The sequence below is a fragment of the Variovorax sp. Soil_C_12 genome (genome assembly GCF_057657375.1).
Genome location: NZ_JBDGIO010000005.1, coordinates 112,936 through 135,335, shown reverse-complemented (window position 1 = coordinate 135,335; position 22,400 = coordinate 112,936). Strand labels below are relative to the sequence as shown.

The window sequence follows — 22,400 nt, the reverse complement described above, 5'->3', positions numbered from 1 at the left end:
CATGCGATGGGTTGGAGTGAACGATGCACGCACGCGTCTTCGTCTCGATGCTTTTCAGCTGGATGGGACTCTTCCCGCCGACCGGTCCGGTGACGGCTGCGGAAGAGCGCATCTATCTCAGCAAGGCGGACATCGAGCGCGTTCTCATCGGCAAGGGCCTCGAGTCGAGGAACCTGTCGACCGGCATGGTGTCGCACTGGGTCTTTCTGCCGAACGGCAGCGTCGAGTTCGCCAACAAGAGAGGCCCGGGCAACGCTTCCGGGACCTGGATCGTTCGAGCCGATGGCTTGATGTGCGTGACGATGCTCGCCCGCACGGGGTGCCGCTATTGGTTTCGTCAGGGCGGTGCGCTCGCCAACGCGATCAGCAAGGATCCTGATTCGCCGCTGGTGGCCGAGATCGAGTTCGAGTAGGCCGAGGGAGCGCGCCGGCGCTGCCCGAGGCGCGGGAGCAGGGCGGCGAAAACCATGTGACGAGCGAGGCGCTGTCGCAGCTCTTCAACCTCAACCCGCGCTTCGACAAGCGGCTGATGGACGGCATCGTGACGAACGTCGAAGGCGATCCCGACACGCTGATCGACGGCTGGAAGATCCGGGTCGGCTAGCGAGACGGCGCGATGATTGAGTACGCCGGTTCGGCGTGGCACGATCGCGCGATGACCAGCAGATCCACCGAAGCGCAGAACCTGCGTGACCTCGCGCGCCTGCGCCGCGTTCGCGACCGGATCGACCGGGAGTACGCGCAGCCGCTGGACGTCGAGGCGCTCGCCCGCGGCGCGAACATGTCGGCCGGGCACCTCAGCCGCGAGTTCCGGCTCGCCTACGGCGAGTCGCCCTACAGCTACCTGATGACGCGCCGCATCGAGCGCGCGATGGCGTTGCTGCGCCGTGGCGATCTCAGCGTCACCGAGGTGTGCTTCGAGGTCGGCTGCGGGTCGCTGGGCACCTTCAGCACCCGCTTCACCGAGCTGGTCGGCGTGCCACCCAGCACCTACCGCCGCCAGGCCGCGGGCGCGACCGCGGGGATGCTGTCCTGCGTGGCGAAGCAGTTCACGCGACCGATCAGGAATCGAGAAGCGCCGGTCTCCGAGCCGCAATAGACTGCCCGCCATCGACACCCTCATTCACTTCGATTGACCGCCATGGACATCACCATTCACGCGAGCTTCCTTCCGCACAACGACCCGGAAGCAGCGCTGGCCTTCTACCGCGACACCCTCGGCTTCGAGGTGCGCAACGACGTCGGATACGGCGGAATGCGCTGGATCACGGTCGGCCCTGCCGGGCAGCCCGGCACATCGATCGTGCTGAATCCGCCGGCCGCCACTCCCGGCCTCACCGACGACGAGCGCCGCACCATCGCCGAAATGATGGCCAAGGGCACCTACGCCATGCTCCTGCTGGCCACCAAGGATCTAGCCGGCACTTTCGAGCGGCTGCAGGCCAGCGGTGCCGAAGTCGTGCAGGAGCCGACCGAGCAGCCTTACGGCGTGCGCGACTGCGCCTTCCGCGATCCTGCGGGCAACCTGATCCGCCTCCAGGAGCTGCGTCAGACACGATGAACAGAGCCACGAAGACGGACAAGAAATCGCCGGCGCCGCCGCCCGCTGCCGACAGCCACGACCGGATCCGCGTGCACGGCGCGCGGGTGAACAACCTCAAGGACGTCAGCATCGAGCTGCCGAAGCGCCGGCTGACGGTGTTCACCGGCGTCTCCGGCTCGGGCAAGAGCTCGCTGGTGTTCGGCACGATCGCCGCGGAGTCGCAGCGGCTGATCAACGAGACCTACAGCAGCTTCGTGCAGGGCTTCATGCCGACGCTGGCGCGGCCCGAGGTCGACGTGATGGAAGGGCTGACGACCGCGATCATCGTCGACCAGCAGCGCATGGGAGCCGACGCCCGCTCCACGGTCGGGACCGCCACCGACGCCAACGCGATGCTGCGCATCCTCTTCAGCCGGCTGGGCAAGCCGCACATCGGCTCGCCCAGCGCCTTCGCCTTCAACGTGCCCTCGGTGCGGGCAAGCGGTGCGATCACGGTCGAACGCGGTGAAGGCAAGACCAGGACCGTGAAGCAGACCTTCTCCCGCACCGGCGGCATGTGCCCGCGTTGCGAGGGCATGGGCGCGGTCACCGACTTCGACCTGGCGGCGCTGTACGACGACAGCAAGTCGCTCAACGAAGGCGCTCTCATCATCCCCGGCTACAGCATGGAGGGCTGGTACGGCCGCATCTTCCGCGGCTGCGGCTTCTTCGATGCGGACAAGCCGATCCGCAAGTTCACCAAGAGGGAGCTGCACGACCTGCTGCACAAGGAGCCGACGAAGATCAAGGTCGACGGCATCAACCTGACCTACCAGGGCGTCATCCCGCAGATCCAGAAGTCCTTCCTGTCGAAGGACGTCGATGCGCTGCAGCCGCACGTGCGCGCCTTCGTGGAGCGGGTGGTGACCTTCAGCACCTGCCCCGAGTGCGGCGGCACCCGGCTCAGCGAGGCTGCCCGGTCCTCGAAGATCAAAAAGCTCAGCATCGCCGACGCGTGTTCGATGCAGATCAGCGATCTGGCCGGATGGGTGCGCGGCCTCGACGAGCCCTCGGTGGCGCCGCTCGTCGCCGCGCTGGCGCACACGCTCGACTCCTTCGTCGAAATCGGGCTGGGCTACCTCTCGCTCGACCGGCCGTCGGGCACGCTGTCGGGCGGCGAGGCGCAGCGCGTCAAGATGATCCGCCACCTCGGCTCCTCGCTCACCGACGTCACCTACGTCTTCGATGAGCCGACCACGGGCCTGCATCCGCATGACATCCAGCGGATGAACGAGCTGCTGCTGCGGCTGCGGGACAAGGGCAACACGGTGCTCGTGGTGGAGCACGAGCCGGAGACGATCGCGGTCGCCGACCACGTCGTCGACCTCGGTCCCGGCGCCGGCACGGCCGGCGGCACCGTCTGCTTCGAGGGGAACGTCGGCGGGCTGGTGGCCAGCGGCACCATCACCGGCCGCCATCTGGGCGACCGGGCCGCGCTCAAGAAGACGGTGCGCAAGCCCACGGGTGTGCTTCCGATCCGCGGCGCGAAGACGCACAACCTGCGCGAGGTCGACGTCGACATCCCGCTCGGGGTGCTGGTCGTCGTCACCGGCGTGGCCGGCTCAGGCAAGAGCTCGCTGGTGCATGGGTCGATCCCCGCCGGCGCGGGCGTCGTGGCGGTCGATCAGGGCGCGATCCGCGGCTCGCGACGCAGCAATCCGGCCACCTACACCGGGCTGCTCGACCCGATCCGCAACGCATTCGCGAAGGCCAATGGCGTGAAGCCGGCGCTCTTCAGCGCCAACTCCGAGGGCGCCTGTCCGAACTGCAACGGCGCCGGCGTGATCTACACCGACCTGGGGCCCATGGCCGGTGTCGAAACTCCCTGCGAGGAGTGCGGGGGCAAGCGTTACCAGGCATCGGTGCTGGAGCACAAGCTCGGCGGCCGCGACATCAGCGAGGTGCTCGCGATGTCGGTGACCGAGGCCACGGCCTTCCTCGGCGGCGGCAAGGCGCACACGCCGGCCGCGCACGCCATCCTCGAACGGCTCGCCGACGTGGGCTTGGGCTACCTCAGCCTCGGCCAGCCGCTCACCACGCTGTCCGGCGGCGAGCGGCAGCGGCTCAAGCTGGCCACGCACATGGCCGAGAAGGGCGGCGTCTACGTCCTCGACGAGCCGACCAGCGGCCTGCACCTTGCGGACGTCGAGCAACTGCTCGGCCTGCTCGACCGGCTGGTCGATTCAGGCAAGTCGGTCATCGTCATCGAGCACCACCAGGCGGTGATGGCGCGCGCCGACTGGATCATCGACCTGGGCCCCGGCGCCGGCCACGACGGCGGGCGGATCGTCTTCGAGGGCACGCCGGCGGATCTCGTCGCGGCCCGTTCCACCCTTACCGGCAAGCACCTCGCGGCGTACGTGGGCGGGTGAGTGTTGGCAAAGCTTGGGCGGCTGACGCTCGAGCTGACCCGCGGCGCTCTGGCGGACAGAAGGCAGGCGAGCGAAAAGGGGGACTTCGTCCTGAGAGTTCCTGCTGGCATTTGCTCCAAGAACGATCTGCTTGCGGCGCTGGCGAGCGCTGGCCGCTTCCCTGACTACTTCGGCGGCAACTGGGATGCATTGCAGGACTGCCTGCACGACCTCAGTTGGATAAGCAACAGGAAGGTGGTCGTGGTACGCAGCGACCTTCCATTACGTGACAAGCAGTCGGAGTGCCGCACCTATCTTGAAGTACTTCAAGCTGCGCTCGCCAATTGGGCAGAAGGCGTCAAGCCAGATGCGACCGAGTCTCCGCCAGGATGGTCATACGTTGATCACGAACTCCGAGTTGTCTTCCCGATCGATGCAAATGCAGCAATTGCCCGCCTTGTTGCCCGCACGTGAAGGCGCCATTAGAGGAACTGGAAGGCACCGGGAATGGCGCCTCGCGGATCATGCGGGATATCCGACACCATGCAGCAAGTGACGTTGCGGAACTGGGATCGTGCTTCAGTGGGTACTTCATGAAGAACTACGGCGCGAAAGACGCCAACCCACACCCAGTGCGAATCCGCGGGCAATCTCACTCCGAACAGCTTGAACCACCCCCAACCACTCCCTCCAGCACTCAGTCACCCATCTCGCCGAGTGGACAAAGCGCAAGCTCCGATTGCGCCGCCCCGCGATCACACCCGGCGGGTTGCACTCGCCTTGAAAGACCACGCGCGCCCCCGACGGCACGAAGGGCGCGCGCCAGTAGTTGCTCGGCCACCTCGGGATGCTGTGGTGCTTGAAGCTCGGGCACCAAGCGGCCGGCCAGTACCCAAGCTTGCCCTGGCGGTGCAGGAAGTCCGAGACGTAGGCCTGCTCGTTGCGGAAGGTCGAGCTCACTTCAGCGACGTTGTTGCGGAAATGCTCGAGCACATCCGGATGAGCACCGATCTCGAAGCGGCAGACTGAGAAATCGCCCGTCACGCGCCGCCGCCACCGCCACCGCCGCTTGTAGTCCTCGATGACCAGGAACTTGCCCGGATACTCGAAGAAGGGATCGAGCCCGCCGACGATCACCACGTCCAGGTCGAGGAAGAGCGCCGTGCCGCGCAGGCCGTACAGATCGGCGGCGAAGCCGACCAGCTTGGTCGGGCCGCGCTCGGGCGTGCCCTCGGGCAGGTCGAGCGGGGGGATGGGCCGACACTCCACCTCGGAGCGGATGCCCTGCGGGTCGTCCGTCAGGCAGGTGAAGCGGAAGCCGCTGCCCAGGTGGCGGCGCACCATGGCATAGAGGCGGTTGACGTACTCGGGGCCGTACTTGGTGCCCCACTTCATGCACAGGATGTGGCGGCGCTGCGCATTGAGCAGGGTCACGTGGAAGGGAATTCGGGTGTCGGACATGGTTCAGTTCGGCGGAGAAGGCATGCAGCGGACATGGACCGCGAGTCCGCCCAGGGCCGGGGAGCGCCCGATGTCGATCGCCATGCGATGCACTGCAGCGATGCGGCGCGCAATCGACAAGCCCAGGCCGCTGCCGCTTTCCGCGTTGCCCAGGGCCCTGAAGAAGCGCTCGCCCAGGCGGCGCATGTCTGAATCGCGCAGGCCGGGGCCGCCATCTTCCACGCTGAGCCGAACCCCCGAGGCGCCGCATGCAACGCGCACCTCGATGCGGGCCGAGCGCGGACTGTAGCGCACGGCGTTGTCGACGAGGTTGCGAACCAGCACCGCCAGCAGCGTCTCGTCGCCGCGGATGATGCAGCATGGGCCATCGCTCAATTCAAGGGACTGCCGCTTGGCAAGTGCCCGCGGCGCGATGTCGGCCAGCACGCGGCGGGCGAGGGCGGCGAGGTCCACGTCCTTGTCTTCGGGCATGGCATCGGCTTCCAGGCGCGAAAGCGTGAGCAACTGCTCGACCAGGCGCGTGGCGCGGTCGCAGCCATCGAGGGTGCCTTGCAGCGCACGGGAACGGCGCTTTTCATCCGCCTCCTGCATCGCGACCTGCGCATGCGCGCGGATCGCCGCGATGGGCGTGCGCAGCTCATGGGCGGCGTCGGAGGTGAAGCGCCGCTCGGATTCCAGCAGGAACTCGATGCGCCGGAACAGGGCATTGAGCGCATCGATCATCGGCACCATCTCGGAAGGCGCATCGTCGAAGCGCACGCGGTCCAGTACATCGGGCCGGCGCTCCAGCAGCGAGCGCCCGAGCCGCCGCATCGGGCGCAGTCCGCGGTGCACCGCCCACCACACCGCCAGCACCAGCAGCGGCAAGGCGGCGAACAAGGGCCACAAGGTGCTCCGGAGAACAGCCCAGAGGATGGCGTTTCGATGCGACGCGAGCACGTCGACCTGGAGATCGTTCCCGGACCCGCCCTGCCGGGCCATGACCAGCGCGGCCACCTGCGCGAGATGGCTGTCGAGAATTTTCTCCACTTCTTGGCGCGCGTCGAACCAGGTGATGACCGCGGTGCCGATCCAGGCCACGACCACAAAGCCCAGTACCAGCCTTGCCAGGCGGCCCTGCAGCGAGTAGGCGGCCCGGATCACGGCGAAGCGGAAGGAGCGCATCAGCACATAGCCGACGCCGCGCACGGTTTGAATGAGCGCATTGCCCAGCTTGCGACGCAGCCGATGGACATGGACCTCGATGGCGTTGCTCTCCACCTCCTGGCCCCAGCTGTAGAGGTGCTTCTCCAGTTGCTCCCGCGACAGGACGCGGCCGGCGTGCAGCATGAGCGTGTGCAGCAGGTCGAACTCCCGGCTCGAGAGCAGCACCGGCTCGCCCGCCTTGTGGACCGCGCGTGCGGCGGGGTCCAGGAGCACATCCCGGGCCATCAGGCATTCCTGCGGCTGGCCATGCGAGCGCCGCACCAGCGCCCGCAGGCGTGCCGCGAGCTCGCGCATGTCCACCGGCTTGACCACGTAATCGTCCGCGCCTGCATCGAGGCCGCGGACCCGATCGTGCAGCGCGTCCCGCGCCGTCAGCACGAGCACGGGCAGCGTCACGCCCGCTCCGCGAATGGCGGTGAGCACCGACAGCCCGTCCTTGAGAGGCAGGCTCAGGTCGAGCACGCAAGCCGCGTACGGGTTTGCACGCAGCTCGAGTTCGGCGGCGATGCCGTCGTGGACCCAGTCGACCTGAAAGCCGAGTTGCTGGAGGCCGGCGCGAAGGCCTTCGCCGAGCAGGGTGTCGTCTTCCGCGAGAAGGATGCGCATGGGGCGGGATTGTCTATCCGGCAGGGCCGCTCAGCGATCGCCCTCCGGCTCGCGCCCGGGTTTCGGTGACAGTGACGGGCTTGTGGTCGGGGTTCGGCATGCGTGTTCAGGTCCGGTTGGCCGCCATGATGCACACCCGTCCTTATCGCATCCTTAACAGTGCGCCGGACCGGGGCGCTCGTCGCCGTCCCCGCCACGCCCAAGCACGTAAAGGCTCAGACGGCCACCGGGCTGCGCTCCGAGAACTGCCCGTTCCAGTAGGGGTAGTAGGGGTAGGGCGGCGTCACGGCGCTGGCCGCATCGAGGCGCTTCACCTGCTCGGCCGTCAGTTGCCAGCCCAGCGCGCCGAGATTGTGCTTGAGCTGTTCCTCGTCGCGCGCGCCGATCAGCACGCTGGCCACGGTGGGGCGCTGCAGCAGCCAGTTGAGCGCGATCTGCGGCAAGGTCTTGCCGGTCTCCTCGGCCACCTGGTCCATGGCGTCGACCACGCGATAGAGCCGCTCCTCCTCGACCGGCGGCGCGAAGCCCGCGGTGTCGTGCAGCCGGCTGCCGGCCGGCAGCGGCTGGCCACGCCGGATCTTGCCCGTGAGCCGGCCCCAGCCCAGCGGGCTCCAGACGATCGCGCCCACGCCCTGGTCGATGGCCAGCGGCATCAGCTCCCATTCGTAGTCGCGGCCGATCAAGGAGTAGTAGGTCTGGTTGGCGACGTAGCGCGACAGGCCCAGCCGGTCGGAAGCGGCCAGCGACTTCATCAGCTGCCAGCCCGAGAAGTTCGACACGCCGATGTAGCGCACCTTGCCCGCGCGCACCAGGTCGTCGAGGGTGCGCAGCACCTGCTCGACCGGCGTCATCGCGTCGAAGGCGTGCAGCTGCAGCAGGTCGATGTAGTCGGTGCCCAGGCGCTCGAGCGCGGCATCGGTCGCCGCGACCAGGTGGTGGCGCGAGGAACCGACGTCGTTGGGCCCGTCGCCGGCGCGCAGCGACATCTTGGTCGACAGGATCACCTTGTCGCGCCGGCCCTTGACGGCCGCTCCGAGGATGGATTCGGAGGCGCCGTTCGAGTACACGTCGGCGCTGTCGAAGAGATTGACGCCGGCGTCGAGGCAGATGTCGACGATGCGGCGTGCGCCGTCGACGTCGGTGTTGCCCCAGGCGCTGAAGAGCGGCCCCTGGCCGCCGAAGGTGCCGGCGCCGAAGCCGAGGGCCGGCACCTTGAAGCCGGAGTTGCCGAGGTAGCGATGTTCCATGACGAGTCCTTGGTTCGAATCGGGTTGAGGAATGAGGAAGCGATTTCAAGTGCGGGCGGGGGCGCAATCCGCGAGCGCCGGCTCGCGCCGGTCGAGCGCGCGGCTCCACAGCGCGATGGCCAGGCCCACCAGCGTGATCAGCGCCGCCACCCAGCCCAGCGCGCCGAGGCCGGGACCGCGCTCGATCACCGCGCCGCCGACCCAGGCGCCGAGCGCATTGCCGAGGTTGAAGGCCGCAATGTTGAGGCTGGAGGCGAGGTTCTGGCCCGCGCCGGCCGCCTTCTCGAGCACGCGCAACTGCAGCGGCGCCACCGTGGCGAAGGCGGCGACGCCCAGCAGCCCGACGAAGAGGGCCGCCGTCACGCCTGTCTGGAGCGCCGGCTGCATCAGGGCCATCACCGCGGCCAGCACCGCCAGCGTACCCAGCACCGCCGGCATCAGCGCCCGGTCGGCCAGCTTGCCGCCCAGGATGTTGCCGACCGCAAGGCCACCGCCGAAGAGCAGCAGCAGCGGCGAGACGGCGGATTCGGGCAGGCCGGTGATGCGCGTGAGCAGCGGCTGGATGTAGGTGAAGACCACGAACACGCCGGCATAGCCCAGCACCGTCATCGCGAGCCCCAGCAGCACCTGGGGCCGGGCCAGCACCGCGAGCTCTTCGCGCAGCGGGGCCGGGGCCTGCCGGTCCGTGCTGCGGTCGCGCGGCACGAAGAGCGCGAGCACCGCCAGCGCGAGCACGCCGATCAGCGCCACGGCCCAGAAGGTCGAGCGCCAGCCGAAGTGCAGGCCCAGCCAGGCGCCGGCCGGCACGCCGAGCATGGTGGCGGCCGTGAGGCCGGTGAACATGATGGCGATGGCCGAGGCGCGCTTCTCGGGCGCCACCAGTCCGGTGGCCACCACCGAGCCGACGCCGAAGAAGGTGCCGTGCGCGAGCGAAGTGATCACGCGCGCGGCCATCAGCGTCTCGTAACTGGGCGCGAGCGCACAGGCGATGTTGCCGAGCGTGAAGATCGCCATCAGCGCCAGCAGCACGGTCTTGCGCGAGGCGCGCCGCGTGGCGATGGTGAGCAGCGGCGCGCCGACCGCGACCCCGAGCGCATAGCCCGAGATCAACAGGCCGGCGGCCGCGATGGAGACATGAAGATCCGCCGAGACCTGCAGCAGCAGGCCCATGATGACGAATTCGGTGGTGCCGATGCCGAAGGCACCAGCGGTGAGGGCGAGGAGGGCGATGGGCATGATGTCCCGTACTGTGCGGGCATCTGTAAGCTGCGACTAGCGGGCCCTATGGACAAGCATTGATGAGTTGAAGTTGAAGGTGGGCCGGCTATGCACGAATCCGCATCCGGCATAAAATGTACAGACCGTACGGAAGGATTCCCATGCCCCTGCACACCATCGGACTCGAACAGGGCCGCAACACCTTGCCCGAACTTGCATCGCGCGCGCACGCCGGCGAACCGAGCCTGCTGACGCGGCACGGAAAGCCCTATGCGGCCATCGTTTCGCCCGACATGCTCGCGAAGGCCAGGCCGCGCTCCCGCTTCCTGGCACTGCGCGGCAGCGGCAAGGGGCTCTGGAGCACCTCTCCCTCGAAGGTGATCGCGGACATGCGCAGCGAGTGGGATTGAGGTGGCGGGCACCTCCAGGAAAAAGTCGTCGAGTCCAAGGGCGCGCAAGACGACTGCAGGCATCGCCCTGTGGGGTGGCCTGCGTGGCGGCGATCTGGTCGTTGTGGACTCCGCGCCGCTCATCTACCTGCTCGACGACCATCCTGAGTTCGCCGCAGCCTTCGTCGGGCTCTTTGACCTGCAGGCCGATGGAAGGGTTCAGATCGCCATCTCGACCATCGCGATGGCAGAAGTGCTCGCCGGACCTTTCAAGCATGGGCAGGATGTGCTCGCCAAGCGCTACGAGAAGGAGCTTGCCAACTTCGAGGTCGTGCCTGTCTCCCAGGAGATCTCGGTGACCGCGGCCCGCATTCGTGCAAGCACAGGGCTACGCCTGCCCGATGCAATTCAAGCCGCGACGACGCTGGAAGTGGGGGCGGCCGCGCTGGTCACGCACGACCGCGATTTCTCACGTCTTTCAGGCCTGCGCGTGATCCTTGGCGACACGGTGCAGCAGGGAGCGCGCAACTGACATGCCCCGCATCGATGTCAACCGCTCCGGCGAAATGGAAGCCTTCGTGCAGGTGGTCGACCGCGGCAGCTTCTCGGCCGGCGCGCGGGTGCTGGGCATGACGCCCTCGGCCGTGAGCAAGCTGGTGGCGCGCCTCGAGGCCCGGCTGGCGACGCAGCTGGTGCATCGCTCCACCCGCAAGCTGCAGCTCACGCCCGAGGGCCAGAATTTCTACGAGCGCAGCGTGCGCGTGCTGGCCGACATGGACGAGGCCGAGCGCTGCGCCGCCGCCGGGGCCGCGCCGCGCGGGCGCGTGCGCATCAACGCCAGCTACTCCTTCGGCCATTGCGTCCTGATGCCGCTGGTGCCGCGCTTCCTGGAACTGCACCCGCAGGTCACGCTCGACATCGTGCTGACCGACCGCGTGGTCGACCTGATGGACGAGCGCACCGATGTCGCGATCCGCTGGGGCCCGCTGCCGCCCTCCGACCTGGTGGCGCGCCACCTGTTCGACACCGGCCAGGCGATCGTCGCCTCGCCCGCCTACCTGGAGCGCTACGGCACGCCCCGCACGCCCGAGGAGCTGGAGGCGCACAACCGCATCGGCTCCACCTACCGCCGCCATGCGGCCGACTGGCCGCTCCTGGTCGACGGCCGCCAGGTCGAGATGTCCGTGGCGGGCACGGTGCGCGCGGGCGACGGCGAGACGCTGCGCCGGCTGGTGCTGGAGGGCGTGGGCCTCGGGCGGCTCTCGCTCTATCACATCGAGCCCGACCTCCAGGCGGGGCGCCTGGTGCCGGTGATGGAGGAGTTCAACCCCGGCGACAAGGTGCCGGTCCATGCCGTCTACCTGGGCAAGGCCGGCCGGCTGCCGGCGCGCATCCGCGCGCTGCTCGACTACCTGGCCGCGCGCCTCGCGGACAATAAGCCGCAGCGGGCCGCGGGCCCGCGCCATTCACGACCATGAAGGAAGTTCCCGACGCCATCGTCTGCGAGGGCTGCGACGCGGTCTACCAGCGTCAGCCCCTGCGCCGGCGCCAGGTCGCCCGTTGCGCCCGCTGCGGCGCCGAGCTGGACCGCCATGCCGGCGAGCAGGGCGCGCGCGTGCTGCCGCTCACGGTGGCCAGCCTGATCCTGTTCGCGATCGCCAACCTGTTCCCGATCGTCGAGATCCAGGTGAAGGGCCTGCACAGCCAGACCACGCTGGCCGGCGCGGTGGTGGTGCTCAGCACCGAGGGCATGTCGCCGGTGGCGCTGCTGGTGCTGGCCACCACCATCCTGTTCCCGCTGCTGCAGCTGTGCATCCTGTTCTACCTGCTGGTGCCGATGGCCCGCGAGCGCAAGCCAGCCGGCTTCGGCATCCTGGTGCGGATCCTGCAGATGCTGCGGCCATGGGGAATGATCGAAGTCTTCCTGCTGGGCGTGCTGGTCGCGATCGTCAAGCTCTCCAGCCTGGCGCAGGTGGTGGCCGGGCCGGCGCTGTGGGCCTTCATGGGCCTCACCGTGCTGCTGACGGCGGTGCTGTCCTTCAACCCGCGCGCCTTCTGGGAAATGGCGTTCGAGCCCCGGCCGGGGCAGCGCAAATGAGCCGCCGGGCCGCTCCCGAGGCGAATAGCACCGCAGCCGAAGGCGAGGTACTCCAGTGACCATCCAGACGGCCGCCGGGCTCGGCCTGCTGAGCTGCCACCACTGCGGCACCGTGTGGCGCGACACCGACGAGGGCGAGCCCTGCGGGCGCTGCGGCACCCACCTGCACCGGCGCAAGCCGCAGAGCATCCAGCGCACCTGGGCCTACCTGATCGCGGCCTGCATCATGTACGTGCCGGCCAACCTGCTGCCGGTGATGATCACCAAGAGCCTGCTGGGCTCGCAGTACGACACCATCCTCTCCGGCGTGATCTACTTCTGGGTCTCGGGCGCGTACGGGCTGGCGGCGATCATCTTCATCGCCAGCTTCCTGGTGCCGCTGTTCAAGCTCACGTCGCTGATCCTGCTGGCGGTGCTGGCCCAGCGCCACAGCGACTGGCGCCAGCCCGAGCGGGCGAAGCTCTACCAGGCGCTCGAGATCATCGGCCGCTGGTCCATGCTCGACGTCTTCGTCGTGTCGTTGCTGGCCGGCCTGGTGCGCATCCAGGGCTTCGCCGAGATCACGGCCGGCGTCGGCATCGCAGCCTTCGGCGCGGTGGTCGTGCTGACCATGCTGGCCTCGCTGAGCTTCGATGCGCGCCTCACCTGGGACACCAAGGACGTGATGGAAGACGAGGAGCCCGAACCCCGCATGGCTAGCAAGGAACAAGTGGTATGACCGACCCGCAGGACGAAACGAGGCCGCTGGCCAAGCCGGTCATCGTCAGGCGCCGCAACTGGCTGCCTTCGCTGATCTGGCTGATTCCCATCGTGGCGGCGCTGGTCGGCGTCGCGCTGGTGGCGCGCATCCTGTTCGACCGCGGGCCCGAGGTGGTGCTGACCTTCAAGACCGCCGAGGGACTCGAGGCCGGCAAGACCGCCGTCAAGTACAAGGACGTGCAGATCGGCACCGTGCAGACCATCCGACTGGCCGACGACCGCTCCAACGTGCGCGTGGTGGTTCAGCTCAACAAGGAAGCGAAGAGCTTTACCGCCCAGGACACGCGCTTCTGGGTGGTGCGTCCGCGCCTGGACACCTCGGGCATCTCGGGGCTGGGCACCTTGCTTTCGGGTGCCTACATCGGCGCCGACGCCGGCAGCTCCGAGGAGACGGCGAGCGAATTCACCGGGCTGGAGGCGCCGCCCATCGTCACGCGCGACGCCTCGGGCAAGCAGTTCCTGCTGCGCGCGCGCGACGTCGGTTCGCTGGACATCGGCTCGCCGGTCTACTTCAGGCGCATCAAGGTGGGCCAGCTCGCGGCCTACGAGCTCGACAGCGACGGCCGCGGCGTCCTGCTTCGCGTGTTCATCAACGCGCCTTACGACAAGTTCGTCGGGGCGAACACCCGCTTCTGGCATGCCAGCGGCCTCGACGTGCAGCTCAGCGCCAGCGGGGTGAAGCTGCGCACGCAGTCGCTCGCCACCATCGTGCTCGGGGGCATCGCCTTCCAGGCGCCCGACGATGCGCAGGGACCGCTGGCGCAGGAGAACACCACCTTCGCGCTGGCCGAGGACGAAGTCACCGCCATGAAGGAGCCCGACGGGCCCTCGCAACCCCTGCTGATGTACTTCAACCAGTCGCTGCGCGGGCTCTCGCCGGGCTCGGTGGTGGACTTCCGCGGCGTCGAGATCGGCGAGGTCAAGTCCATCGGTGTGGAGTTCGACCCGCAGGGGCGCGAGTTCAAGATGCCGGTGCTGGTCCAGGTCTACCCCGACCGCCTGCGCCGCGGCCAGGACCTCGGCATGCAGGAGTCGCGCTACACGCAGACCGAGCGCCTGAGGTTTCTCGTCGAAAAAGGCCTGCGCGCGCAGCTGCGCACCGGCAACCTGCTGACCGGCCAGGTCTACGTGGCGCTCGACTTCTTCCCCAAGTCGCCGCCGGTGAAGATCGACCTCGACAAGAACCCGGTGGAGATGCCGACCGTGGCCAACAGCCTGGACGAGATCCAGGCGCAGGTGGGCGACATCGCGCGCAAGCTCAACAAGGTGCCCTTCGAGGAGATCGGCCGCGACCTGCGCAAGACGCTGGCCACGCTCGACAAGACCTTGGCCGGCGCCGAGCAGCTGGCCACCAGCCTGAAGAACGACGTGAGCCCGGAGATGGCGGCCGCGATGAAGGACGTGCGCAAGACGCTCAACAGCGCCGAGAAAACCCTGGCCGACGATTCGCCCCTGCAGCAGGACATGCGCCAGACGCTGCAGGAAGTGACGCGCGCGGCGGGCTCGCTGCGCGTGCTGACCGACTACCTCGAACGCCACCCCGAGTCGCTGCTGCGCGGCAAGCCGGAGGACAAGAAGAAATGAGCACGATCCGAGCACGCGTCCTGGCGCTGGCCGCCGCCGCATTGCTGGCGGCCTGTGCCAGCACTGCGCCCCAGTACTACAGCCTGGCCGATGCCGATGCGCTCCCGCCCGCGCCGGCGACTGGCGGCGCCACGGGCTACATCGAGCTCGCGCCCATCGCCATGCCCGAACGCTTCGCGCGCCCGCAGCTCGTGGTGCGGCAGAAAGATGCGGCCGCGGGGCCGGAGGTCGATATCCTGGAACAGCACCGCTGGTCCTCCTCCTTCGAGAACGAGTTGCGCGATGCGCTGGGCAGCGGCATCGCGCGGCGCCTCGGCGCCGTGGACGCCACCAAAGGCGGCCGTCCGCGCGGTCAGCCGGTGATGCGTATCGCGGTGCAGCTGCGGCAGTTCGATGCCGTCGAAGGCAGCCGCGTCGACGCCGGCTTCAGCTGGACCCTGCGCCGCACCGAAGAGAGCCTGGCGATCGGCTGCCAGTTCTCCGTGTCGGAGCCCGTGGGAGGCCGCGGCATCGACGCCCTGGCTCGCGGCGCCCAGCGCGCCACGGCGGGGCTGGCCGACGCCATTGCGCGCAGCGTGACCGCGGTGCAGAACAACGCGGCGAGCCCCTGCCAGGGCTGAGATGAACCCCGAAGGCTTCGCGCTCTTCGACACCGCCATCGGCGCCTGCGGCATCGCCTGGGGCGCGCGGGGCATCGTCGGCGTGCAGTTGCCCGAGGCCGGGGAGGGCGCCACGCGCTCGCGCATGCAGCGGCGCTTCGCGCAGGTGCCGGAGGTGGCGCCGCCGGCCACGGTGCAAGCCGCCTGCGACGCGATCCGTGCGCTGCTCGAAGGCGAGCCGCGCGACCTGGCGGAGATCGTGCTGGACTACGAAGGCGTGCCGGACTTCCACCGCCGCGTCTACGAGATCGCGCGCCGCATCGTGCCCGGCCACACGCGCAGCTACGGCGACATCGCCGCCGAGCTCGGCGACAAGGGCCTCTCGCGCGCCGTCGGCCAGGCGCTGGGCCACAACCCCTTCGCGCCCGTGGTGCCCTGCCACCGCGTGCTGGCGGCCGGCGGCAAGCCAGGAGGCTTCTCGGCGCATGGCGGCGCGACGGCGAAGCTCAGGATGCTGATGATCGAAGGCGCGCGTCCGCCCAGCGATACCGAGCCTCTTTTTTGACGCGCGATTTGCGAGCGCGTTCATAGGTGTTTTCCAGCACCACTTGTCGTTAAGGATGCATCACTTTGTACTAGGATGCAGGCAGGAGCGAGGAGAAGTCAGGCCGCAGTCAGCCCACTGGCGCCGGCACTGGGTCTTGAACAGCGGGCGCGTTTGCCCGCAAGAGGGGAGCTCCATGCCCGTACGCAGCAGGGAAAATTTTCTGGTCTTCGGTTCGCCGAAGATCGAAGAGAGCGAGATTCTGGAGGTCGAAGCGGTCATGCGCTCGGGATGGCTCGGCACCGGCCCAAGGGTGGCGCGCTTCGAGCACGAGTTCGGCCGCTACCGCGGCGCGCCCCACGCCGTCGCGCTGAATTCCTGCTCGGCGGCCCTCCATCTTTCGCTGTTGGCCTCGGGCGTCGGCCCGGGCGACGAGGTCATCACCACGCCGCTGACCTTCTGCGCCACAGTCAACGCCATCATCCATGCCGGTGCAACGCCGGTGCTGGCCGACATCGACCCTGACACGCTGAACATCGACCCGGCACAGGTGCGCGCCAAGCTGAGCCCGCGCACGCGTGCCATCCTGCCGGTGCACTTCGCGGGGCGGCCCTGCGAGATGGACGAACTGATGGCGCTGGCGCGCCAGCACGGGCTCAAGGTCATCGAGGACTGCGCGCACGCCATCGAGACGCAGTACCACGGCCGCAACGTCGGCACCATCGGCGACTTCGGCTGCTTCTCGTTCTACGTGACCAAGAACATCGTCACCGGCGAAGGGGGAATGGTCCTGGCGCGCAAGGAGGAGGACGCCGCCCGCATCAAGGTGCTCGGCCTGCACGGGATGAGCAAGGACGCGTGGAAGCGCTTCGGCGATGAAGGCTACAAGCACTATTACGTCGTCGAGGCCGGCTTCAAGTACAACATGATGGACCTGCAGGCGGCGATCGGCCTCGAGCAGCTGGCGCATGTCGAGGCCTACTGGCAGCGGCGCAAGACGATCTGGGCGCGCTATGTCGACGAACTGTCGGAGCTCCCGCTGGCACTGCCCCCGGTGCCGGCGCCGGGGACGCGCCATGCGCACCACCTTTTCAGCGTGCAACTCGACCCGGCGCGCTGTGGCATTTCGCGCGACGACTTCCTCGACGCCATGACGGCGCAGGGCATCGGCGTCGGCGTGCACTACCTGGCGCTGCCGGAGCATCCCTACTACCAGCAAAGCCTCGGTTGGCGGCCGGAGCACACGCCGCATGCCACGCGTGTGGGGCGGGGCATTGTGTCGCTGCCGATCTCGGCCAAGCTGAGCGATCAGGACGTCGGCGACGTGATCTCCGCGGTGCGGCTGATACTGCAGCGGCACGCAGCGCCGGCGTCGGCAGTGCCGTGCTGATCTCCATCCTCATACCGGCGTACGCGCGCCCGGAACAACTGGCCGAAGCGCTGCAAAGCATCGCGCAGCAGGAGCGCTCGCTGATCGGCGAGATCATCATCGGCGACGACAGCCCGCGCTCGTACTGGGCTCGCAACCAGGCGGTCATCGCGCAGAGCGGTCTGGCGCAGCTAATCGACTACCACCCGAGCGAGCCCTCCAGGGGGACGTATCCCAACCAGTGTTTCCTGGCCTCGCGCGCGAAATTCGACCACCTGCTGATCCTGCACAACGACGACCAGCTGTGCGCCGGCGCGCTGAGCCTGTTGGCGGATGCCTGCGCCAACGAGACCGATGCCCGTGTCAAGCTGTGGTTCGGGACCCCGTTGATCATGGACGAGGCTGGCGTGGTCGACCCCGAGCGCTCCGCTGCCAGCGACCAGTGGTACGGCCGGCAGGGCCCGGCCGCGGCGCGTCCGGTGTGGGAATGGTGCCTCAAGGAGTCCATTCCGCCCGATGCCTTCCTGGTGGAAAAGGCGAGCTATCTGCAGCACATGCGCAGCGAGCGCGATGGCAACGTGGGCGATTGGGGCTTCTCGGTGCGCCTGGCCAACAGCGGGGCGTGGGCGCGTTACGTGGGGCAGGCCGTGTCACGCTACCGCGTGCAGGCCGGTTCCGTCACCGTTGCCGGGCGTGGCGTGGACGCCCACCGGGCCTTCGAGCTGGCGTGCCAGCTGCGCGTGCCGCCCGAGCATGAAGCCGCGAAAGCCCGCTTCTATCGGAACATGCGGGTGGTCGCCGTCCGCTATGCGCGCGACGGCGAGCGCATGCGCGCCTGGCGAGCGCTGCTGTGGCCCGGCATGCCATGGGAGCATCGCCTCTCGCTTCGCTTCGTCGTGATCGCCCTGATGCTGCTGACGCCGCGCCCGTTGTGGCTGTGGGCGCTGCACTACAAGAGCTGATCAGGGGCGGCCCGCGCTACACCGATCCCTTGATCGGCTTGTGCTTGAAAACGGCACGGATGATGCCGTGGTCATTGGTGCCGTCGGCCTTGTGGTCGTCGAAGTTGAGGTGGTCGTTGTTCACCGCCAATCCGTCGAAGAGCCAGAGCCGCCGGCGGCTGTTGTCGTAGAACTGCTCGCTGACCAGGATGTGGTCCAGCGATTCGCGGAAGTCCTGGTGTACGTGGGTGTAGTAGACGTCGCGCGTGTCCCGGTATTCCTGGAGCGTCTGCGCGGTGTAGAACGCCACGTCGCCGCCGCCGACGGAATCGCCCACCAGGTAGCGGGGCTGCTCGGTCAGGATGTTGGCGGTGTTGCTCTGCTGGCCGTCGTTGATGTCGCCGAGCACGATCACCGGCGTGTCGTTGCCCTTCATCTGCTCGGTCAGCAGAAAGCGCAGCGCAGCGGCCTCGGCGGTGCGCCGGATCGTCGACAGCGCGGCGCCCAGCGCCGTCGAATGCTTCCCATAGGCGGCCTTGTCGGCCTTGAACCATGCTTCGTTGAAGACCTTGGTGGGCGCCTTCGACTTGAAGTGGCACACATAGACATGGACGTCCGGCTCGTCCTCGCGCGGCTTGATCGTGAAATGCGCCACCGGCCTGGAGAAGCCGCGAATCGTCACGTCGATCTCCGGCGTCTGCGGATCGTCGCCGCTGGATTGCAGCTTGAACTTCTGCGGAAACTCGCTGATCCAGGTCGGCGTGCTGCTCAGCAGCCCCTTGCGCACGATCGCGGCGCAGACGATCTTGCGGCCGTCGGCGTCGGGCGGCACCAGCAGGTCGTACGAGTCCGTGAGGCCCGCGGCCTCGAGCGCCCGGGCAAGCGAGGCGGCATGCCACAGCTCCTGGAAACCGAAGATGTCCGACTTCAGCGTGCCGAGCTGCCGTACCGTCCAGGCGATCTTTCGCTCGTATTCCTCTTGCGTCCAACCGTCCCTGTCCGAGTAGAGCGCGCGGCCCGGCTCGTTGAGGTTGTAGAGATTGAAGGTGGCCAGGCTCAGTTCTTTCAGGTTCATCGTGGTGCTCCTCTGGATGCGGATTCAACTTAGCCGCGCTTGGTGACAGCAATGCGAACAGCAGCGCATTGGGCGTTCATCGGCATCCTTGCGCAACTACCAACTTTGGTAGGTCATCGGGCTGCTTAGCACAGCAGGTTGTATCCCGCTCGCACGCGTCATTGCGGCCTTGACGACAATCGGGCGATGACTTCCTTCGCTCAGCCGGCCGCCCCCGCCCAGGCACCCGTCGCCGACGGGCTGCCGCAGCCGCAGCGCCGTTGGGCAATGCTGGTGATCATCCTGGGCATCATGGTCGCCGTGCTCGACGGCACCATCGTCAACCTGGCGCTGCCCGGCATCGCGCGCGAGCTCCAGGCCGATCCGGCGCATGCGATCTGGGTGGTCAATGCCTACCAGATCGCGACGCTGGTGATGCTGCTGCCGCTGGCCTCGCTGGGCGACCTGGTCGGCTACCGGCGCGTGTACTTGGTGGGCATGGCGCTCTTCGCATTGGCCTCGTTGGGGGCGATGCTGGCCGACTCGCTCGCCACGCTCATCGCCGCGCGCGCCCTGCAGGGCTTGGGCGCCGCCGGCCTGATGAGCGTCAATTCGGCGCTGGTTCGGCTGGTTTATCCGCGCGCACAACTCGGTCGCGGCATGGCGATCAACTCGATGGTGGTGGCGTGCGCCTCGGTCGCCGGGCCCTCGGTGGCGGCTGCGATTCTTTCGGTGGCTTCGTGGCCCTGGCTGTTCGCGCTCAACCTGCCGCTGGGGCTCCTGGTACTGGCGCTGGGTTGGCGCGCGCTGCCGGCGCAGCCCGTGGCCGTCGCCGCTGGCGAACGCTTCTCCTGGGTCGACGTGCTGCTCAACGTGCTGATGTTCTCGCTGGTCTTCGTCGGTGCCGACCGGTTGGGCGTGCGCAGCGGGGCGGGGCAGGGCGCCCAGGCCGGCGCATGGTTGCTGCTGCTGGCCGGGTTGGCGGTGGGCGTCGTCTACCTGCGGCGCCAGCGTGCGCTGGCCGTGCCGCTGTTCCCGGTGGACCTGCTGCGCATCCCCGTGTTCGCGCTGTCGATGGGCACCTCGGTGGCCGCCTTCTGCGCGCAGATGCTGTCCTTCATCGCGCTGCCTTTCCTGCTGCTCGAAACCTACGGGCGCTCGCATGTGGAGGCTGGCCTGCTGATCACCGCCTGGCCGCTGGCCATCGTGGTGATGGCGCCGATCGCGGGGCGCCTCATCGGCCGCTACCCGGACGGCTGGCTGGGCGGCATCGGCCTGAGCCTGCTGTCGCTTGGCCTCGTGCTGCTGGCCACGCTGCCCGCGCAGCCGAGCAATGCCGACATCGTGTGGCGCATGGCGCTGTGCGGCCTGGGCTTCGGCCTGTTCCAGTCGCCCAACAACCACACCATCGTGACCTCGCCGCCCGCGCACCGCAGCGGCGCGGCCAGCGGCATGTTGGGCACCGCGCGGCTCACGGGCCAGACCTTGGGCGCGGTGCTGCTGGCCGGGATCTTCAGCGTGTGGCCCCCGCACGCGGGCCGCGGCCCCTTCATCGCGCTGGGCCTGGCCGCCGCCTGCGCGGCCGTGGCCGCGGTGTGCAGCACGCTGCGCACGCGCGAGCCGCGCACCCGCACCGCCTGAGGGCGCGCAGGAGGTTATCCGCAATGAGCCGCACGGCCGCTCCGAAGGCTCACAGCACCGCAGCCCGCAGGCTGGAGGCTATCCAATGAGTCAGATCGGCAAGCCCCCGGGCGACGACGCCCTGATCCGGCATGGCTGCGAGGCCACGGCATGCCCGCAGTCCTCGAAGCCCTGGGTGCTGGCCGCGGCCATCATCGGCTCGAGCATGGCCTTCATCGATGGCACCGTGGTCAACGTGGCGCTGCCCGCGATCCAGCGCGAGCTGAACGCGACGGCCTTCCAGGCGCAATGGGTGGTGGAGTCTTACGCGTTGTTCCTGGCTGCGCTGCTGCTGGTCGGCGGCGCGATGGGCGACCTGTTCGGGCGGCGGCGCATCTTCGCGATCGGCGTGCTGCTGTTCGCGCTGGCTTCGGTGGGCTGCGCGCTGGCGGGTACGGTGCAGCAGCTGATCCTGGCGCGCGCCGTGCAGGGCATCGGTGGGGCCTTGCTGGTGCCGGGCAGCCTGGCGTTGATCAGCGCCAATTTCGAGAAGAAGGAGCGCGGCCGCGCCATCGGCACCTGGTCCGGCGCGAGCGGCATCACCGCGGCCGTGGGGCCGGTGCTCGGTGGCTTCCTGGTCGACCACTATTCGTGGACCTGGGCCTTCCTGGTCAATGTGCCGATGGCGCTGGCGGTGCTGTGGATCGCGTGGCGCCATGTGCCGGAGAGCCGCGGCAGCTCCGCCGGCAGCGGGCTGGATGTGTGGGGCGCCGCGCTCGCGACCGCGGCGCTGGGCGGCATCGTCTATGCCTTCATCGAAGCGCCTACACAGGGCTGGCGTTCCGCGGCGGTGCTGGCGGCGCTGGCCGTCGGCATCGGAAGCAGCATCGCCTTCGTGGCGGTGGAGCGGCGCGTCCGATCGCCGATGCTGCCCTTGTCGCTGCTGCGCATCGGCAATTTCGGCGGGGCCAACCTGCTGACGCTGCTGCTGTATGCGGCGCTCGGGGGCGGGCTGTATTTCTTTCCGCTCAACCTGATCCAGGTGCAGGGCTACTCGGCGACGGTGGCGGGCGCTGCGCTGCTGCCTTTCATCCTGATCATGTTCGCGCTCTCGGGGTGGGCGGGGCAACTGGTGGATCGCTTCGGGCCGCGCCTGCCGCTGGTGGTGGGGCCGAGCATCGCGGCGGCGGGCTTCGCGCTGTTCGCGGTGCCCGGCGTTGGCGCGAACTACTGGACGGCCTTTCTGCCGGCGGTGGTGGTGCTGGGGTTCGGCATGACCATCACCGTGGCGCCGCTCACGACGACGGTGATGAATGCGGTGGGGGAGGAGGCGGCGGGCATCGCCTCGGGTGTGAACAACGCGGTGTCGCGCGCGGCCTCGGTGCTGGCGATTGCGGTGTTCGGCGTGGTGATGGCGTGGGTCTTCGATGCGGTGCTGGCCGAGGGCTTGCGCGAGGCGGGAGCGTCGGCGCAGGCCAGTGCTTTCATCGAAGGGCAGCGCAGCAAGCTGGCGGGGGCGGAGTTACCGCCGGGCATCGATGCGACTGCGGCGGCTGCGCTCAAGCAGGCAGTGGCCGAGTCCTTCGTGGCCGGCTTTCGGTGGGTGATGCTGGCCTGCGCGGGGCTGGCGCTGCTGAGTGCGTTGAGCGCGTGGGTGATGATCGGGCGCGGGCCGAGCGAGGCGAGGGTGGGGGTGCGGAAGGCGCGTTAGCTGTCAGGGAGGCAGCAGGCTCGGCGGGGGGCTCCGTGGGCGCGCCCCCTGGCAGCGCTTG

The 22,400-nt window shown here is 68.7% G+C and carries 23 protein-coding genes and 1 pseudogene; 18 read left to right on the top strand and 6 right to left on the bottom strand.

Annotated elements, in window-relative coordinates:
• The first annotated feature begins 23 nt into the window (after positions 1-23).
• Genes AC3A6X_RS15335 through AC3A6X_RS15310 form a run of 6 tightly spaced genes read left to right on the top strand, consistent with a single transcriptional unit; the run spans position 24 to position 4,407 of the window.
• Complete coding sequence (locus AC3A6X_RS15335; protein WP_487842992.1) at positions 24-413, top strand: hypothetical protein; 390 nt, start codon at positions 24-26, stop codon at positions 411-413.
• Between the two features lie 56 nt (positions 414-469).
• Entirely contained in the window at positions 470-604 is a 135-nt protein-coding gene (locus AC3A6X_RS15330; protein WP_487842991.1) for a hypothetical protein, read from the top strand.
• 51 nt (positions 605-655) lie between these two features.
• Complete coding sequence (locus AC3A6X_RS15325; protein ID WP_487842990.1) at positions 656-1,099, top strand: helix-turn-helix transcriptional regulator; 444 nt, start codon at positions 656-658, stop codon at positions 1,097-1,099.
• Between the two features lie 42 nt (positions 1,100-1,141).
• Positions 1,142-1,561, top strand: coding sequence for a VOC family protein (locus AC3A6X_RS15320; protein WP_487842989.1), 420 nt, complete (start codon positions 1,142-1,144; stop codon positions 1,559-1,561).
• The gene (locus tag AC3A6X_RS15315; RefSeq protein WP_487842988.1) at positions 1,558-3,954 is read left to right on the top strand and encodes an ATP-binding cassette domain-containing protein; all 2,397 of its coding nucleotides are present in this window, start codon (positions 1,558-1,560) and stop codon (positions 3,952-3,954) included. The genes AC3A6X_RS15320 and AC3A6X_RS15315 overlap by 4 nt, the downstream gene beginning before the upstream one ends.
• Positions 3,955-4,407 (top strand): barstar family protein, encoded by a 453-nt coding sequence (locus tag AC3A6X_RS15310; RefSeq protein WP_487842987.1) that lies wholly within the window; start codon positions 3,955-3,957, stop codon positions 4,405-4,407. It abuts the gene before it with no gap.
• A 117-nt stretch (positions 4,408-4,524) separates the two neighbouring features.
• Here AC3A6X_RS15310 and AC3A6X_RS15305 read toward each other — a convergent pair whose 3' ends face one another.
• The 5 genes and pseudogenes from AC3A6X_RS15305 to AC3A6X_RS15285 all read right to left on the bottom strand — a co-directional run bounded on the left by AC3A6X_RS15305 (position 4,525) and on the right by AC3A6X_RS15285 (position 9,689).
• Positions 4,525-5,394, bottom strand: a complete 870-nt coding sequence (locus AC3A6X_RS15305; RefSeq protein ID WP_487842986.1) for a glycosyltransferase — start codon at positions 5,392-5,394, stop codon at positions 4,525-4,527.
• Between the two features lie 3 nt (positions 5,395-5,397).
• Positions 5,398-6,375, bottom strand: coding sequence for an ATP-binding protein (locus tag AC3A6X_RS15300; RefSeq protein WP_487843294.1), 978 nt, complete (start codon positions 6,373-6,375; stop codon positions 5,398-5,400).
• 177 nt (positions 6,376-6,552) lie between these two features.
• A pseudogene (locus AC3A6X_RS15295) lies at positions 6,553-7,206 on the bottom strand (winged helix-turn-helix domain-containing protein); the annotation flags it as partial.
• Positions 7,207-7,421: 215 nt separating this feature from the next.
• A complete protein-coding gene (locus tag AC3A6X_RS15290) occupies positions 7,422-8,453 on the bottom strand; it encodes an aldo/keto reductase (RefSeq protein ID WP_487842985.1) in 1,032 nt (343 codons plus the stop codon).
• Positions 8,454-8,498: 45 nt separating this feature from the next.
• Positions 8,499-9,689 (bottom strand): MFS transporter, encoded by a 1,191-nt coding sequence (locus AC3A6X_RS15285; RefSeq protein WP_487842984.1) that lies wholly within the window; start codon positions 9,687-9,689, stop codon positions 8,499-8,501.
• Between the two features lie 143 nt (positions 9,690-9,832).
• Between AC3A6X_RS15285 and AC3A6X_RS15280 the strand changes: the two genes are divergently transcribed.
• From AC3A6X_RS15280 to AC3A6X_RS15235, 10 genes are all read left to right on the top strand, one after another.
• Complete coding sequence (locus AC3A6X_RS15280; RefSeq protein WP_487842983.1) at positions 9,833-10,081, top strand: type II toxin-antitoxin system Phd/YefM family antitoxin; 249 nt, start codon at positions 9,833-9,835, stop codon at positions 10,079-10,081.
• Position 10,082: 1 nt separating this feature from the next.
• Positions 10,083-10,592 (top strand): type II toxin-antitoxin system VapC family toxin, encoded by a 510-nt coding sequence (locus AC3A6X_RS15275; protein WP_487842982.1) that lies wholly within the window; start codon positions 10,083-10,085, stop codon positions 10,590-10,592.
• Between the two features lies 1 nt (position 10,593).
• Positions 10,594-11,538 (top strand): LysR family transcriptional regulator, encoded by a 945-nt coding sequence (locus AC3A6X_RS15270; RefSeq protein ID WP_487842981.1) that lies wholly within the window; start codon positions 10,594-10,596, stop codon positions 11,536-11,538.
• Complete coding sequence (locus tag AC3A6X_RS15265) at positions 11,535-12,158, top strand: paraquat-inducible protein A (protein ID WP_487842980.1); 624 nt, start codon at positions 11,535-11,537, stop codon at positions 12,156-12,158. Before AC3A6X_RS15270 ends, AC3A6X_RS15265 begins: the two co-directional genes overlap by 4 nt.
• A gap of 55 nt (positions 12,159-12,213) precedes the next feature.
• A complete protein-coding gene (locus AC3A6X_RS15260; RefSeq protein WP_487842979.1) occupies positions 12,214-12,876 on the top strand; it encodes a paraquat-inducible protein A in 663 nt (220 codons plus the stop codon).
• Entirely contained in the window at positions 12,873-14,501 is a 1,629-nt protein-coding gene (locus AC3A6X_RS15255) for a PqiB family protein (RefSeq protein WP_487842978.1), read from the top strand. Before AC3A6X_RS15260 ends, AC3A6X_RS15255 begins: the two co-directional genes overlap by 4 nt.
• The gene (locus AC3A6X_RS15250) at positions 14,498-15,121 is read left to right on the top strand and encodes a PqiC family protein (RefSeq protein WP_487842977.1); all 624 of its coding nucleotides are present in this window, start codon (positions 14,498-14,500) and stop codon (positions 15,119-15,121) included. Before AC3A6X_RS15255 ends, AC3A6X_RS15250 begins: the two co-directional genes overlap by 4 nt.
• A 1-nt stretch (position 15,122) precedes the next feature.
• Complete coding sequence (locus AC3A6X_RS15245) at positions 15,123-15,665, top strand: methylated-DNA--[protein]-cysteine S-methyltransferase (protein WP_487842976.1); 543 nt, start codon at positions 15,123-15,125, stop codon at positions 15,663-15,665.
• Positions 15,666-15,840: 175 nt separating this feature from the next.
• Positions 15,841-17,034: a DegT/DnrJ/EryC1/StrS family aminotransferase gene (locus AC3A6X_RS15240; protein WP_487842975.1), complete on the top strand. Its 1,194-nt coding sequence runs from the start codon at positions 15,841-15,843 to the stop codon at positions 17,032-17,034.
• Positions 17,028-17,975, top strand: coding sequence for a glycosyltransferase family 2 protein (locus AC3A6X_RS15235; protein WP_487842974.1), 948 nt, complete (start codon positions 17,028-17,030; stop codon positions 17,973-17,975). The genes AC3A6X_RS15240 and AC3A6X_RS15235 overlap by 7 nt, the downstream gene beginning before the upstream one ends.
• Before the next feature lie 16 nt (positions 17,976-17,991).
• On the opposite strand, the gene AC3A6X_RS15230 is transcribed toward AC3A6X_RS15235, so the two are convergent.
• Positions 17,992-19,029 (bottom strand): endonuclease/exonuclease/phosphatase family protein, encoded by a 1,038-nt coding sequence (locus AC3A6X_RS15230; RefSeq protein ID WP_487842973.1) that lies wholly within the window; start codon positions 19,027-19,029, stop codon positions 17,992-17,994.
• A 186-nt stretch (positions 19,030-19,215) separates the two neighbouring features.
• Here AC3A6X_RS15230 and AC3A6X_RS15225 point away from each other — a divergent pair, with 186 nt between their 5' ends.
• A complete protein-coding gene (locus AC3A6X_RS15225) occupies positions 19,216-20,649 on the top strand; it encodes an MFS transporter (protein WP_487842972.1) in 1,434 nt (477 codons plus the stop codon).
• An 85-nt stretch (positions 20,650-20,734) separates the two neighbouring features.
• Complete coding sequence (locus AC3A6X_RS15220) at positions 20,735-22,339, top strand: MFS transporter (protein WP_487842971.1); 1,605 nt, start codon at positions 20,735-20,737, stop codon at positions 22,337-22,339.
• The last annotated feature ends 61 nt before the right edge of the window (positions 22,340-22,400 follow it).